The sequence below is a fragment of the Streptomyces dangxiongensis genome, from assembly GCF_003675325.1.
In the GTDB taxonomy this organism is placed as follows: Bacteria; Actinomycetota; Actinomycetes; order Streptomycetales; family Streptomycetaceae; genus Streptomyces; species Streptomyces dangxiongensis.
Genome location: NZ_CP033073.1, coordinates 1784968 through 1800712, shown reverse-complemented (window position 1 = coordinate 1800712; position 15745 = coordinate 1784968). Strand labels below are relative to the sequence as shown.

General features: G+C 71.3%; 4 protein-coding genes and 1 pseudogene. 2 read left to right on the top strand and 3 right to left on the bottom strand.

Annotation, left to right across the window (positions count from 1 at the left end; all coding sequences use genetic code 11):
* Positions 1 to 119: 119 nt before the first annotated feature.
* Complete coding sequence (locus D9753_RS07940; RefSeq protein ID WP_121786363.1) at positions 120 to 1649, bottom strand: helix-turn-helix domain-containing protein; 1530 nt, start codon at positions 1647 to 1649, stop codon at positions 120 to 122.
* A gap of 452 nt (positions 1650 to 2101) precedes the next feature.
* On the opposite strand from D9753_RS07940, the gene D9753_RS07935 reads away from it, so the two are divergent.
* Positions 2102 to 4894, top strand: coding sequence for an aconitate hydratase (locus D9753_RS07935; RefSeq protein WP_121790960.1), 2793 nt, complete (start codon positions 2102 to 2104; stop codon positions 4892 to 4894).
* 85 nt (positions 4895 to 4979) lie between these two features.
* Here D9753_RS07935 and D9753_RS07930 read toward each other — a convergent pair whose 3' ends face one another.
* Positions 4980 to 7691: a SpoIIE family protein phosphatase gene (locus D9753_RS07930; protein WP_163010649.1), complete on the bottom strand. Its 2712-nt coding sequence runs from the start codon at positions 7689 to 7691 to the stop codon at positions 4980 to 4982.
* Between the two features lie 425 nt (positions 7692 to 8116).
* Between D9753_RS07930 and D9753_RS07925 the strand changes: the two genes are divergently transcribed.
* Complete coding sequence (locus D9753_RS07925) at positions 8117 to 11428, top strand: GH92 family glycosyl hydrolase (RefSeq protein ID WP_121786361.1); 3312 nt, start codon at positions 8117 to 8119, stop codon at positions 11426 to 11428.
* Between the two features lie 126 nt (positions 11429 to 11554).
* Here the strand turns inward: D9753_RS07925 and D9753_RS07920 are convergent.
* A pseudogene (locus D9753_RS07920) lies at positions 11555 to 15299 on the bottom strand (GH92 family glycosyl hydrolase).
* Positions 15300 to 15745 lie beyond the last annotated feature (446 nt).

Below are 15745 nucleotides of genomic sequence, written 5' to 3'. Positions count from 1 at the left end.
GAAGCGTGGCCCGTAGCCCGCCGCAGGCCCAAAGTCCCAGAGAAGTCCCAGAGATGCCGCCGTACCACTCTCTGACCCGCTAAACAGCAGGTCAGACGGGGTGCGGCGGCATCATCGCATCAAATGTCCCGGAAGATCTCGATCTGCGCCCCGATCGAGTTCAGGCGTTCGGCGAGGTCCTCGTAGCCGCGGTTGATGACGTACACGTTGCGCAGGACCGACGTGCCCTCGGCCGCCATCATCGCCAGCAGGACGACCACGGCGGGGCGCAGCGCCGGCGGGCACATCATCTCGGCGGCGCGCCAGCGGGTCGGGCCCTCGACCAGTACCCGGTGCGGGTCCAGGAGTTGGAGCCGGCCGCCGAGGCGGTTGAGGTCGGTGAGGTAGATCGCGCGGTTGTCGTAGACCCAGTCGTGGATGAGGGTCTGGCCCGACGCGACCGCCGCGATGGCCGCGAAGAACGGGACGTTGTCGATGTTCAGGCCCGGGAAGGGCATGGGGTGGATCTTGTCGATCGGGGCTTCGAGCTTGGAGGGGCGGACCGTGAGATCCACCAGCCGGGTGCGGCCGTTGTCCGCGAAGTACTCGGGGCTGCGGTCGTGGTCGAGGCCCATCTCCTCCAGGACCGCCAGCTCGATCTCCAGGAACTCGATCGGGGCCCGGCGCACCGTCAGCTCCGACTCGGTCACCACGGCGGCGGCGAGCAGGCTCATCGCCTCGACCGGGTCCTCGGAGGGGGAGTAGTCGACGTCGGTGTCGATGTTCGGCACGCCGTGCACGGTGAGCGTGGTGGTGCCGATGCCCTCCACCTTGACGCCGAGCGCCTCCAGGAAGAAACACAGGTCCTGGACCATGTAGTTGGAGGACGCGTTGCGGATGACGGTGACGCCGTCGTGCCGGGCGGCGGCCAGCAGCGCGTTCTCGGTCACGGTGTCGCCGCGCTCGGTCAGCACGATCGGCCGGTCGGGGCGGACCGTGCGGTCCACCTGCGCGTGGTACTGGCCCTCGGTGGCCGCGATGTCCAGACCGAACCGGCGCAGCGCGATCATGTGCGGCTCGATGGTGCGGGTGCCCAGGTCGCAGCCGCCGGCGTAGGGCAGCTTGAAGTGGTCCACGCGGTGCAGCAGCGGGCCGAGGAACATGATGATCGAGCGGGTGCGGACGGCGGCCTCCGCGTCGATCGCCGCCATCTCCAGCTCGGCGGGCGGGACGAGTTCCAGGTCGACGCCGTCGTTGATCCAGCGGGTGCGCACACCGATGGAGTTGAGGACCTCCAGCAGGCGGTACACCTCCTCGATCCGCGCCACCCGGCGCAGCACCGTGCGCCCCTTGTTCAGCAGTGAGGCGCACAGCAGGGCCACGCACGCGTTCTTGCTGGTCTTGACGTCGATGGCGCCGGACAGGCGGCGTCCGCCGACCACGCGCAGATGCATCGGGCCCGCGTATCCGAGTGACACGATCTCGCTGTCGAGGGCCTCGCCGATGCGGGCGATCATCTCAAGGCTGATGTTCTGGTTGCCGCGCTCGATGCGGTTGACGGCGCTCTGGCTGGTGCCGAGCGCCTCCGCGAGCTGCGTCTGCGTCCAGCCCCGGTGTTGCCGGGCGTCACGGATGAGCTTGCCGATGCGTACGAGGTAGTCGTCTGACATGAGGTTGAGGCTATCTCAGATATGAGATGGCGCCCGTTGGAGGGGCCGTTCGGGTGACGCCTCTTCGGGTGACTGTGGTGACGTCCCGTCAACCCCGCTGCCCGGTCCTCGCGCGACATCCGGAGCATGCGGGCAAACCGGTCGGTGTCGGGGGAAATGGCGCACGCTTCGGCCGTCTCGTCCCGGACGCCCCGGATGCGGCCGGCACCGCCGCCGGGCGGGACCGGTGGTCGCCCTGTGCGCCGGTCCGGAACGCGTGCCGGGCCGGGTCGGGCATGACCATCCGGCGCCCATGTACTAGAGTTATCTCGACATCGAGATATCTGCCGAGGCGCACCGCGGTCGCCACGTCAGTAAGGGCCACCTAAGTTAGCCTGACCTTAGCGGATCGGCCCGGTCGGCATGGCGGCAGGATTGACGGTGGTACGCGCACATCAATGAAGGAGACTGTCGTGTCGGCGAACAGCTTCGACGCCCGCAGCACGCTGCCGGTGGGCGACGAGTCGTACGAGATCTTCCGGCTGGACAAGGTGGAGGGCTCGGCCCGCCTGCCGTACAGCCTCAAGGTCCTGCTGGAGAACCTGCTCCGCACGGAGGACGGCGCGAACATCACCGCCGACCACATCCGCGCAATCGCCAACTGGGACTCCCAGGCCCAGCCCTCCCAGGAGATCCAGTTCACGCCGGCCCGCGTGATCATGCAGGACTTCACCGGCGTTCCCTGCGTGGTGGACCTCGCCACGATGCGTGAGGCCGTCAAGGAGCTGGGTGGCGACCCGGCCAAGATCAACCCGCTGGCGCCGGCCGAGCTGGTCATCGACCACTCCGTCATCGCCGACAAGTTCGGCACGAACGACGCCTTCAAGCAGAACGTCGAGCTGGAGTACGGCCGCAACAAGGAGCGCTACCAGTTCCTGCGCTGGGGCCAGACCGCGTTCGACGAGTTCAAGGTCGTCCCGCCGGGCACCGGCATCGTCCACCAGGTGAACATCGAGCACCTGGCCCGCACGGTCATGGTCCGGGGCGGCCAGGCGTACCCCGACACCCTCGTCGGCACCGACTCGCACACCACCATGGTCAACGGCCTCGGTGTCCTCGGCTGGGGCGTCGGCGGCATCGAGGCCGAGGCCGCCATGCTCGGCCAGCCGGTCTCCATGCTCATCCCGCGCGTCGTCGGCTTCAAGCTGACCGGTGAGCTGCCCGCCGGCACCACCGCCACCGACCTCGTGCTCACCATCACCGAGATGCTCCGCAAGCACGGTGTGGTCGGCAAGTTCGTCGAGTTCTACGGCGAGGGCGTCGCCGCCACCTCCCTGGCCAACCGCGCCACCATCGGCAACATGTCGCCGGAGTTCGGCTCCACCGCCGCGATCTTCCCGATCGACGACGAGACCCTGAACTACCTGCGCCTGACCGGCCGCTCCGCGCAGCAGGTCGCCCTGGTCGAGGCCTATGCCAAGGAGCAGGGCCTCTGGCTGGACCCGCAGGCCGAGCCGGACTTCTCCGAGAAGCTCGAGCTGGACCTGTCCACGGTCGTGCCGTCCATCGCCGGCCCGAAGCGCCCGCAGGACCGCATCATCCTCGCCGAGGCCGCCCAGCAGTTCGCCAAGGACGTCCTCAACTACGCCGAGGCGCCCGCCGGGCAGCAGGACACGGCCGCCTCCCCGGTCGACGAGGCCAGCGACGAGTCCTTCCCGGCCTCCGACGCCCCGGCCTACGGCCACCAGGAGAACGGCGCCGGCGCGCCGCAGCACGGCGAGGGCACCGGTGCCGTCCCGTCCAACCCGGTCCAGGTGACCGCCCCCGACGGCACCACCTACGAGCTGGACCACGGTGCGGTGACGGTCGCGGCCATCACCTCCTGCACCAACACCTCCAACCCGTACGTCATGGTCGCCGCCGCCCTGGTGGCCAAGAAGGCGGTCGAGAAGGGCCTGACCCGCAAGCCGTGGGTCAAGACCACCCTCGCCCCGGGCTCCAAGGTCGTCACCGACTACTTCGAGAAGGCGGGCCTGACCCCCTACCTGGACAAAGTCGGCTTCAACCTCGTCGGCTACGGCTGCACCACCTGCATCGGCAACTCCGGCCCGCTGCCGGAGGAAGTCTCCAAGGCCGTCAACGACCACGACCTCGCGGTCACCTCGGTCCTCTCCGGCAACCGGAACTTCGAGGGCCGCATCAACCCCGACGTCAAGATGAACTACCTGGCGTCCCCGCCGCTGGTCGTCGCGTACGCCCTCGCGGGCTCCATGAAGGTGGACATCACCCGTGACGCCCTGGGCACCGACCAGGACGGCAACCCGGTCTACCTGAAGGACATCTGGCCCTCCGAGGCCGAGGTCAACGACGTCGTCGCCAACGCCATCGGCGAGGACATGTTCACCAAGTCCTACCAGGACGTCTTCGCCGGCGACGCCCAGTGGCAGTCGCTGCCGGTCCCCACCGGCAACACCTTCGAGTGGGACCCGCAGTCCACCTACGTCCGCAAGCCCCCGTACTTCGAGGGCATGGGCATGGAGCCGGCCCCGGTCGAGGACATCGCCGGCGCCCGCGTCCTCGCCAAGCTCGGCGACTCGGTCACCACCGACCACATCTCCCCGGCCGGTGCGATCAAGGCCGACACCCCGGCCGGCCAGTACCTCACCGAGCACGGTGTGGAGCGCCGCGACTTCAACAGCTACGGTTCCCGCCGCGGCAACCACGAGGTCATGATCCGCGGTACGTTCGCCAACATCCGCCTGCGCAACCAGATCGCGCCGGGCACCGAGGGCGGCTACACCCGCGACTTCACCCAGGCGGACGCCCCGGTGTCGTTCATCTACGACGCCTCGCGCAACTACATCGAGCAGGGCATCCCGCTGGTGGTCCTCGCGGGCAAGGAGTACGGCTCCGGCTCGTCCCGCGACTGGGCCGCCAAGGGCACCGCGCTGCTGGGTGTGAAGGCCGTCATCGCCGAGTCGTACGAGCGTATCCACCGCTCGAACCTCATCGGCATGGGCGTCCTGCCGCTCCAGTTCCCGGAGGGCCAGAACGCCGAGTCCCTCGGCCTGACCGGTGAGGAGGCCTTCTCCATCGCCGGTGTGACCGAGCTGAACGACGGCACCACGCCGCGCACGGTCAAGGTCACCACCGACACCGGTGTCGAGTTCGACGCGGTCGTCCGCATCGACACCCCCGGTGAGGCCGACTACTACCGCAACGGCGGCATCATGCAGTACGTGCTGCGCAGCCTGATCCGCAAGTAAGCGGTACGGCGAAGCCGTTCAGGGCCGCATTCCCGGTACCGGGAATGCGGCCCTCGCCGTACCCCGGGTGCCCGCCCCCGCCCGCTCAGTCGTCGAGGAGCCCCGACAAATCCGGGAGTGTCAGCTCGGCCCAGATCACCTTGCCGTGCGGGGTGTAGCGGGTGCCCCAGCGTTCGGCAAGCTGGGAGACCAGGAACAGGCCCCGGCCGCCCTCGTCGGTCGTCGCGGCGTACCGCAGATGCGGCGACGTGCTGCTGCCGTCGGCCACCTCGCAGATCAGCGTGCGGTCGCGGATGAGCCGCACATGCACGGGATCGGAGCCGTACCGGATGGCGTTGGTGATCAACTCGCTCAGCACGAGTTCCATCCCGAATCCCAGCTCCGACAGCCCCCACTCCTCCAGCCGGTCGGAGACGGCACCGCGCATCCTCGACACGGCGGCCGGGTCGCGCGGCACGTCCCAGTCGGCGACCTGCCCGGGCGGCAGCGCCCGGGTGCGGGCGACCAGCAGGGCCACGTCGTCCTTGGGGCGCTCGGGCAGCAGCTCCTCCAGCACCGCCCGGCAGCTCTCCTCCGGCGACCGCTCGGGGTGGCCGGCCAGCGCCCGGCGCAGCATCTCCAGCCCCTCGTCCAGGTCGCGCGCACGGTCCTCGACCAGGCCGTCGGTGTACAGGACGAGCTGGCTGCCCTCGGCCAGCTCCAGCTCGGCCGTCCGGAACGGCATGCCGCCCAGACCCAGCGGCGGCCCACCCGGCAGATCGGGGAAGACGACGCTGCCGTCGGGGTGGACCAGCGCGGGCGCCAGATGCCCGGCCCGGGCCATGACACAGTGCCGCGTCACGGGATCGTAGATCGCGTACAGACAGGTGGCGCCGACGATCTCCCCGGTCCGGTTCGCGTCGGCCTCGTCCTGGTCGATGCGGCCGACCAGGTCGTCCACGTGATGGAGCAGCTCGTCGGGCGGCAGGTCGAGCGTGGAGAAGTTGTGCACCGCGGTCCGCAGCCGGCCCATCGTCGCGGCGGCGTGCAGACCGTGCCCGACCACGTCGCCGACGGCCAGCGCCACCCGGCCGCCCGGCAGCGGGATCACGTCGAACCAGTCCCCGCTGACCCCGGACTGCGCCGGCAGATAGCGGTAGGCGACGTCGAGCGCGCTCTGCTCGGGCAGGGCCCGCGGCAGCAGACTGCGCTGGAGCGTGACCGCGAGGGCGTGCTCCCGGGTGTAACGGCGGGCGTTGTCGATGCTGACCGCGGCGCGGGCCACCAGTTCGTCCGCAAGGGACAGCTCCTCCGCGTCGAAGGCCTCCCGTTTGGCACGCCAGAAGTTGGCCATGCCCAGCACGACACCGCGCGCCTGGATCGGGGCGGCGATGAGGGAGTGGATGCCGTAGTCCAGGATCTGCCGGGTCCGCTCCGGGTCCTGGGCCCGCCAGCCGTCGGCCGCCGACAGGTCCGTCACCAGCTCGGAGCGTCCGGCGCCGTATCCGCGGGCCTGCGGGGTGGAGGGCAGGAAGTCGATCAGCCGGCCCTCCTCGTAGAGCGGGTGGTCGTCCCGGATGCCGCTCACCGCGACCCGCCGCATGTCCCTCGCCGCCGGCATGATGTCCCTGGCCGGAGCGGGTTCGTCCCCGTGCAGTACGGCGTCGGCCAGGTCGACGGTGACGAAGTCGGCGAAGCGGGGTACGGCGACCCGGGTCAGTTCGTCGGCCGTGCGGACCACGTCCAGGCTGCTGCCGATGCACAGCCCCGCGTCGTACAGCAGCTCCAGCCGCTCCCTGGCGGCCTCGGCGCGGCCCGACACCGCCTGCAGCTCGGTGGAGTCGCGCAGCGTCACGACGGTTCCGCCGGGGCCTCCCGCCCGGTCCGTGGGCCGCTGGTTGACCGCGAGCAGACGGCCCTTGGCGAAGTGCACCTCGTCGCTGGCCTCGCGTCCGGAGGCGAGCAGCTCCACCGTCGCGGGTTCGAGGGCGGGCAGTTCTCGCACCGTGCGTCCCTCGCTGTCCGCGGGCAGCTCCAGCAGGCGTCTGGCCTCGTCGTTGACGAGCAGCAGCCGGCCGTCGGGGCCCACGATGAGCACGCCCTCGCGCACCGAGTGCAGGACCGTGTCGTGGTGCTCGTACATGCGGGTCATCTCGTCCGGGGCCAGGCTGTGGGTCTGCCGCCGCAGCCTGCGGCCCACGAGCGCCGTACCGCCGGTCGACACCGCGAGCGCGCCGGCCCCGGCGCCCAGGATGATCGGTAGCTGCCGGTCCAGCTCGCTGGTGACGTGCCTGACCTTCAGCCCGGCGGAGACGAGCGCGATCACCTTGCCGCGGGTGTCCTCGACGGGCGCGGTGGCCTGCACCTCGTGGCCCAGCGGACCGTGGACGCTCTCGGTGTACACCTTACCGGCCAGGGAGGGCGCGATGTTGCCCACGAAGCGCTCGCCGATCCGGCTGGGCATCGGATGGGTGTACCGGATGCCGTGCGTGTCCATGACCACGATGAAGTCGACGCCGGCGGCCTTGCGCGCCGCCTCGGTGAGCGGCTGGAGCACCGCGGACGGATCAGGGAGTGCCAGTGCCTGCTGCAGGCCCGGAGCGTGGGCGAAGGTCTCGGCGACGGCGACGGACCGGCGCCTGGCCTCCGTGGTGGTGTCCCGCCGCGACTGGAGGACGAGGGCGAGGACGGCGCAGAGCACGAGCAGTACCACCAGCGCCACCTGTAGCAGGAAGACCTGTCCGGCGACGCTGCGGGGACTTTTGCCGATCACAGTGCGCCAAGCGAGGCGCCTGAATCGGGCAGGTGCGTCCGACATGCGGCATTTGTAGCACTGGTGATTTCCGTCTGGCTATGGCCCGTCCACGAGTCGGACGGTCCGGATGCCGTCTCAACGGGGTTCCGTGACCCGTGTCCGGCATCTGTTGTCCAGCATCCACCCATGGCGTCCGGCATTCAAACGGTGACCGGCGGGGCCGGGGTGTGTCCTTGCCCGCGGAGGGGTGGGAAATGCGTGGCTTGTGCGCGACGTGGCCGCGACATCGTTATCAAAGGTTCGTACCTGACTCTACCGCCGTAACCGACAACGATGTCAACCCACTTGACCGATCCGACCGGGTGGGGCGGGAGCGTGCCTGCCGGGGCGCGGGCGCTCTTCCGTGGTACCGGTGACCCACGCTACTGTCCCTGCGGCTTGTGCGACCCGTGGTGCGCGACCCGTCCGTAAGGAGGAAGGGCCGCGTCATGCGTTTACGACCCACGTCCCTGCTGCTGGCCGCGCTCCTGGCGACCGCCGGCACCGCAACCCCCGCCGTCGCGGCGCCCGCCGCGCCACCCCGCCTCGTCCAGGACCCCACGCCGTACGTCGATCCGCTGATCGGCACCGGCAACGGCGGCGACGTCTTCCCGGGCGCCGTCGTGCCGTTCGGCATGCTCTCCTGGAGTCCGGAGAACACCCGCGGCGACGCGACGAGAACGGCCGCCCCGGGCGGCTACCAGTACGACGCCACCCGTATCCGGGGCTTCGGCCTCACCCACATGTCCGGCACCGGCTGCGCCGGCGGCAGCGGCGACATCCCGTTCTTCCCGTACGCCGGCGAGGTCACCTCCTCCCCGGCGAGCGACACGAAGAACGCCGTCTACGCGTCCGGGTTCACCCACGCCGACGAGACGGCCGAGCCCGGCCACTACAAGGTCACCCTGGCCTCCGGCGTCACCGCCGACCTCACCGCCACCGCCCGCACCGGCTCCGCCCGCTTCACGTTCCCGGCCGGCGCACCCGCCTCCCTGCTCGTGCGCACCGCCGACTCCGAGGTGGGGTCCGAGGACTCGACGGTCTCGATCGACCCGGACGCCCGCACCGTCTCCGGCTCGGTCACCTCCGGGAACTTCTGCGGCTATCTCGATCCCGAGGGCCGGCGCGCCTACTACACCCTGCACTTCACCGCCCGCTTCGACCGCGCCTTCCGGGCCCTCGGGACCTGGCACGACGACACGCTCCGGCCCGGGTCCCGGGAGGCGTCCGGCGGCACCGGCGGCTTCTCGCACGGCGGCCGGCCCGTCGTGGGCAGGGGCGCCGGCGGATACGTGGAGTTCGCGCCCGGCGACGGTCCGGTGAACGCCCAGGTCGGCATCTCCTACGTCAGCGGGGCGGCGGCCGAGGCCAACCTCGCCGCCGAGAATCCGCCGGGCCGCGCATTCGGCGCCGTCCGCGACGCGGCCCGGCGCGCCTGGCGGAAGCGGCTGGGCGCAGTCCGGGTCGGCGGCGGCACGGAGGCCGAGCGCACCACCTTCTACACCGCGCTGTACCACGCGTCGCTGCACCCCAACGTCATCAGCGACACCGACGGCGGGTACCGCGGCGCCGACGGCCGCGTGCACACCGTCGGCGGCGCCCGCCCCGGCGGCGCCGGCGGACGGGACCCGTCCGGGCACCGCCGGCACGCCCAGTACGGCACCTTCTCCGGTTGGGACGTCTACCGCGACCAGCTCCAGCTCCTCACCCTCCTCGACCCGGACACCGGCTCCGACATCGCCCGGTCGCTCCACACCCTTGCCCGGCAGAACCACGGTGTCTGGGACCGCTGGCTGCACGGCGGGAGCGGCACCCACGTCATGAACGGCGACCCCGCGCCGACCGCGCTGGCCGGCATCCACGCCTTCGGCGGGACCGGGTTCGACCTGAAGGGCGCCCTGCGCTCGCTGGTCAGGGCTGCGACCGTGGCCACCCCGCAGGACCTGTCTGCGGCCGGCAGACCCGTGCTGTCCGTGGGCCAGCGTCCCTCGCTCGACAAGTACCTGAAGCTGCACTACATGCCCAGCGTGTCCAACGCCTGGAGCGGGGCCGCGGAGACCCTGGAGATGTCCACCGCGGACTTCGCCGTCTCCCAGCTCGCCCGGGCGGCGGGGGAGAGGCGCACGGAGGCGGACTTCGCCCGCCGCGCGCAGTGGTGGCAGAACAGCCTCGACATCGCCGCCGCCCCCTCCGGCGCCTACATGGCCGACCGCAGGGCCGACGGAAGCTGGGTGACCGGCTTCACCCCGGACACCGGACGCGGCTTCGTGGAGGGCACGGCCGCCCAGTACACCTGGATGGTCCCGCACGACCCGGCGGGCCTCTTCGCCGCGCTCGGCGGCCGGGACCGGGCCCTGGCCCGGCTGGACGACTTCTTCCACGACGCCGACGGCGGCTGGGCGTTCACCGGCGGTGGCGGCACCAAGGCGGAGCTGGACAACGAGCCGTCGATCAACGTCCCCTACCTGTACGACTACGCGGGCGCCCCCTACAGGACGCAGGAGACCGTCCGTGCGGCGATGCGGCGGCTCTGGTCCGACCGGCCCGGCGGCATCCCCGGCAACGACGACCTGGGCGCGATGTCGGCCTGGTACGTCTTCTCGGCCCTCGGCATGTACCCGCAGGTGCCCTCCAGGGCCGAACTGGTCCTCGCCTCACCGCTGTTCGAGCGCGTCGAGATCAGCCGGCCGCACGGCAACGACATCTCCGTGCACGCGCCGGGAGCGGCGGCCGACGCACCGTACGTCAGGTCCCTGCGGGTCGACGGCCGCCCCGGTGACCGCCCCTGGCTGCCCGCGTCCTTCGTCCGGGACGGCGGCCGGCTCGACTACACCCTGGGCCGCACCCCGAACCGCGCCTGGGGCGTGGACAGCCCGCCGCCGTCCTTCCGGCAGGGCGAGCAGCCGTACCAGATCGGTGTCGGCCCCACCGCAGCCACTCTCGCGCCCGGCGACAGCACCACGGTCGGCGTCCGCGCGCTGTCCCTGACCGGCGGCACCGGCCCGCGGGTGCGCTTCCGGGTCGAGGCCCCGGCCGGGATCACGGCCACGCCCGCGCGGGGCACGGTCACCGACGGTGCCCGGGAGATCACGCTCACGGCGGCCCGGAACGCCGAGCAGGGCTTCGCCGACGTCAGGGTCATGGTGACCTCGGGCGGCGCCTCCTACCGGCAGCCGGTGTCCCTCACCGTGGCCGCCCCGGGCACGCTCCTCGCCGCCTACGACGGCACCGGCGTCTCCGACGACTCCGGTGACCGCGACGAGGCCGACTTCGACGGCGGCGGCTGGAGCTACTCACGCCAGGCGCTCGCCGCCGCCGGGCTCACCGGGGGCGCCCGGGGCACCGTCGACGGGCTGGGGTTCACCTGGCCCGACTCACCCGGTGGCCGCCCCGACAACGCCTCCGCGGCCGGGCAGACCGTCCGGCTGCCGGCGCCCGCGGAGCGGCTGGCCTTCGTCGGCAGCGCGGCCAACGGAGACCGGAGCTCCGAAGCCACCGTCACCTACACCGACGGCACCACCGGCACCGTCGACCTGTCCTTCACCGACTGGACCGTGGGCGGCGGGGGCGGCGCCGTGCGGTACGGCAACGAGGTCGTCGCCAGGACCGCGTACCGCAACGTCGCGGGCGCGGACAAGGACCCGGTGGCGACGTACGTGTTCGCCACCAGCCCGTACCGGGCCCCGGCGGGCAGAACGATCCGGAGCGTCACGCTGCCGCGCGACCGGGACCTGCACGTGTTCGCCCTCGCGACGGGCTGAGGCCCGCACACCGAGACGGCCCGCCCCCGGTCCCCCCGGGGGCGGGCCGCACCCCTCCCGTTCCGCGTGGCGCGCCGTCCGGGGGCGCGTACGGCTGCCGGGCCGGCAGCCGTACGCGCCCGACGGTCAGGCCAGCAGCTCCACCTCCGCCAGGACGGACTCGCCGTCCAGGACCAGGCGGTATCTCGTGTACGTGCCGGGCGCGGCGATCGTGAAGGCGCGGGTCTGCCGGTCCCAGCCGAACGTCTCACCGGAGCGGTGGTCCAGGGTCCGCCAGGTCGTGCCGTCGGTGGAGCCCTGGAGGGTCCAGCCGGTCGGCGCCCTGGTGTGGTCCGCCGCCGAGGTCAGCGTGTACTGCACCGGCTTCACGGCGCCCGGCACCGGCAGGTCCGCCGAGGTGAGCGTCGTGCTCGTCGCCGAGGTGTCGTCGAAGAGCGGCCCCTCGCCCCTCAGGACGTCCGACCGGGGCGCCGGGACCTTGTCGTCCCGGGTGACGGAGACCGGTGCCGCGTCCTTCCCCGTGCCCCACGTCGAGGGCTCGGCGCCCATGACGAACTCCAGCACCCCGCCCTCGGACAGCAACGAGTGGGGGAGCGAGGTCGACGTCCAGGGGCGGCCGTCGAACAGGACGCGCTGGACGTAGACGTTCCTGGCGCTGTTGTGGGGTGCGCGGACCACGAGGTCCCGGCCGTTCTCCAGGTGCACGGTGACCTGCTTGAACAGCGGGGAGCCGATGGAGTACTCGCCGCTGCCCATGACCAGCGGGTAGAAGCCGAGCGCGGAGAAGAGGTACCAGGCCGACTGCTCGCCGTTGTCCTCGTCGCCGTGGTAGCCCTGTCCGATCTCGCTGCCGGTGTAGAGCCGGGAGAGCGCCTCGCGCACGAGGGCCTGCGTCTTCCAGGGCTGACCGGCCGCGTCGTACATGTACAGGACGTGGTGCGCGACCTGGTTGGAGTGGCCGTACATGCCCATGCGGACGTCCCGGGCCTCGGTCATCTCGTGGATGACCCCGCCGTAGGAGCCGACGTAGTCGGGGGAGGCCGTCTCGGGGGTGGCGAAGTAGGTGTCGAGCTTGTCCGCGAGTCCGTCCCGGCCGCCGTAGAGGTTGGCCAGGCCCCGGCTGTCCTGCGGGGCGGTGAAGGCGTAGCCCCAGCCGTTGGTCTCCGTGTAGTCGTAGCCCCACACGCGCGGGTCGTACCGCGAGGAGTCCACCCGCCAGTCGCCCTTGGCGTCCCGGCCCTGGAAGAAGCCGGCCTCGGGGTCGAACAGCTTCACGTAGTCCCGGGCCCGGTCGAGGAAGTACTCCGACTCCTCCCGGTAGCGTTTCTCACCCGTCTTCCGGTAGAGGGCCTCGCCCATCTTCGCGATGCCGTAGTCGTTGACGTAGCCCTCCATCGCCCAGGACAGGCCCTCGTGCGTGTCGGTGCCGGTGTAGCCGAGGAAGGGCGAGGTGCTCATGCCCTTGCGGCCCACGCCCGGCATCGGCGGGACGACGGTCGCGTTCTTCACGGCCGCGTCGTAGGCCGCTCTCGCGTCGAACTTCACGCCCTTGACGTAGGCGTCGGCGAACGCCACGTCCGAGGAGGTGCCGGTCATCAGGTCGGCATAGCCGGGGGAGGACCAGCGGGAGGTCCAGCCGCCGTCCTTGTACTGCTGCACGAACCCGTCGACCATCTCGCCCGCCTGGGAGGGTGTCAGGAACGAGTACGCGGGCCAGGTGGTGCGATAGGTGTCCCAGAAGCCGTTGTTGACGTACACCGTGCCGTCGACGATCTTCGCGCCGGTGTGCGTCGGGGTGTCCGGGCCGGGCATGGGGGAGAACGGGGAGGCGTACCGATTTCTGCCGTCGGCCTTCTCGAAGCCGGAGTTGGGGTAGAGGTAGAGCCGGTACAGCCCGGAGTACAGCGTGGTCAGCTGGTCCGGGGTCGCGCCCCTTCACCTCGACCCGGCCGAGCAGCCTGTCCCAGACGCGCTGGGCGTGTGCCCTGACCGTGTCGAAGGACGCGCCGTCCGGGACCTCCTGGCGCAGGTTGTCCTCGGCCTGGTCGACGCTGATGAGCGAGGTCGCGATCCGCAGGGTGACGGTGCGGTCGGCGCCCGCGTCGAAGCGCAGGAAGCCCTTCACCCCGCTCGAACCGCCGTCCGTCACCGGCCTGTCGAACCGGCCGTACACGAACAGCCGGGTCGCGCCCGTGGACAGCCCCGACTTCACGTCCGAGTAGCCGGTGACGGTGCCGTGCTCCTTGTCGAGCGTCAGGCCGGCCTGCTCGGTGACGTTGTCGAACAGCACGCTCGCGTCGTCGCCGGGGTAGGTGAAGCGGAGGACGGCCGCATGGTCGGTCGGGGTCATCTCGGCCTTGAGGCCGTTGTCGAACCGGACGCCGTAGTAGTAGGGCCGCGCGGTCTCGTTCTCGTGCCGGAAGGGCAGTGCCCGCGCCTCGCGCCCGGTGTCCGGCGTGCCGGACGCGGCCGACGGCATGAGCTGGAAGGTCTGCCGGTCGCCCATCCACGGGCTCGGCTCGTGGCTCGCGCTGAACGCCTGGATCGTCGGCAGGTTGTCGGCGTTGTTCGCACGTGCGTACTCGTACAGCCAGCTCAGTGAGGACGCGTTGGTGACCGGCGTCCAGAAGTTGAAGCCGTGCGGCAGGGCCGTCGCCGGGAAGTCGTTGCCGCGCGAGAAGCTGCCGCTGGAGTTGGTGCCGCGGGTGGTCAGGACGTAGTCCGACAGGTGCGCCTTCGGCCGCTCCGGTGCCACCGGTCTCAGGGACACGTCGTCGATCCAGCCGCGGAACTTCGCCGGGCCGGCCGGGGAGTCGTACGCCACCAGGATCCGGTCGACCGTCCTGCCCGCCGCCACCGCGCCGATCCGCGCGCTCACGTTGTTCCACTGGTTGACGTACAAAGCCTTCGACGCGCCCTGTCCGCGCGGCGTGAGCGGGAAGCCGTGCTGGTCCAGCGCGCCCAGGCCGCTCAGATAGGTGCCGTCGGTGAAGGCCAGGTCGAGGGAGACGAAGGTGGCGTCGTAGTCGCGGTCGCCGTCGGCCATCGAGGGGAGGACGCGGTACGACAGCCGGGTGTCCCGGCCGACCCGCACGTTCACGTCGAAGACCTTGTTGTACGAGTACGCCCGGCCGGCCGCCGTGTGCCGTCCGGCGTAGCGCAGGGCCCGCGTTCCGGTGAATCCGGCCCGTGCCTTGGCGGTCGGCGAGCCGCTCGGCCCCCGGTCGGTCAGGGTCAGCATGTCCTGCGGCACCGGGCCGCCCCCGCCGCCGGTGGAGAACTGCACGTCGGCGAGCTGGAGGAGGTCCGGGGCGCCGCGGTTCCCCGTCACCTCCAGCCGGAAGTGCCGGTACTCGGCCGGTGCGGCGAGATCGTAGGACTTGGTGAGGAACCGTTCGGAGAACGTCTCGCCCGAGCGGGTGTCGACGGTCTTCCAGTCCTTGCCGTCGGTGGAGCCCCGCAGGGTCCAGTCCGCGGGGTCCCGCTCGGCGTAGTCGTTGGCCGAGGTGAGGGCGTACGTCGTTATCCTGCTGGGCTTGTCCAGGTCGAACTCCACCCAGCCGGTGGGCGCGAAGGTCAGCCACTTGGTGCCGGGCTCGCCGTCGGCGAGGTTCTCCTTCACCTCGCCGGCGCCCGTGTTCTCGCCGCTGGCCCGGACCTCGGTGACGTGGTCGGTCACGTTGCCCGGGATGCCGGTGCTGTACCCGCCGTCGACGCCCGAGGCGCGCTCGCCGCCGTCCGGCCCGGTGTCGACGGTGTTCAGCCAGTCCGGCGCCGGATCCCCCGCCTCGAACGAGGACGCGAACTCCCGGTCGGCCGCCGCGGCCCGGGCCGGGAGGGCGACCGCCGCGCCCTGCGCGCCGACGGCCATGACAAAGGCGGCCGTGAGGACGGCCGCCGGTCCCCGGCTGTGCCGAGTTCTGAGCTGCATCTACGGAATTCCCCTCCTGCACCCTCTCCGGACAACGTTGTCAGTTACGGGGCGCAGGAACCAGTAGGTGGTCAAGTGGCCGGGAATGTCAAGGGTGTTGGCTGTGGCATTCAGGGCGTTATGCCGCTGGTTTTCCGGGCGTGGCACGCATCGGCGCCTCATATTTCCGCGAGGTCTCAACTCGGAAAAGACCCATGTCCAACCTTGCGTTCGATCTTGCTCCGCCGGTGGGAAGTGGACTATACCTGTCGGCGCCCGGTACAGAATCGCACTCCCGGCAGAACACGTACTCCGCACTTCCCGCACTTCCTGCACCACCCAGTTCGACCCGACCGCGGTGCCGGGCAGATTCCGGTTCACCGCCTGAGTCCTGGAGAAGGCGAGGA

Bases quoted from the DNA above. Each gene is read 5' to 3' on its own strand.
- D9753_RS07940 (WP_121786363.1), bottom strand. From the start codon at position 1,649: ATGTCAGACGACTACCTCGTACGCATCGGCAAGCTCATCCGTGACGCC.
- D9753_RS07930 (WP_163010649.1), bottom strand. From the start codon at position 7,691: ATGTCGGACGCACCTGCCCGATTCAGGCGCCTCGCTTGGCGCACTGTG.
- D9753_RS07925 (WP_121786361.1), top strand. From the start codon at position 8,117: ATGCGTTTACGACCCACGTCCCTGCTGCTGGCCGCGCTCCTGGCGACC.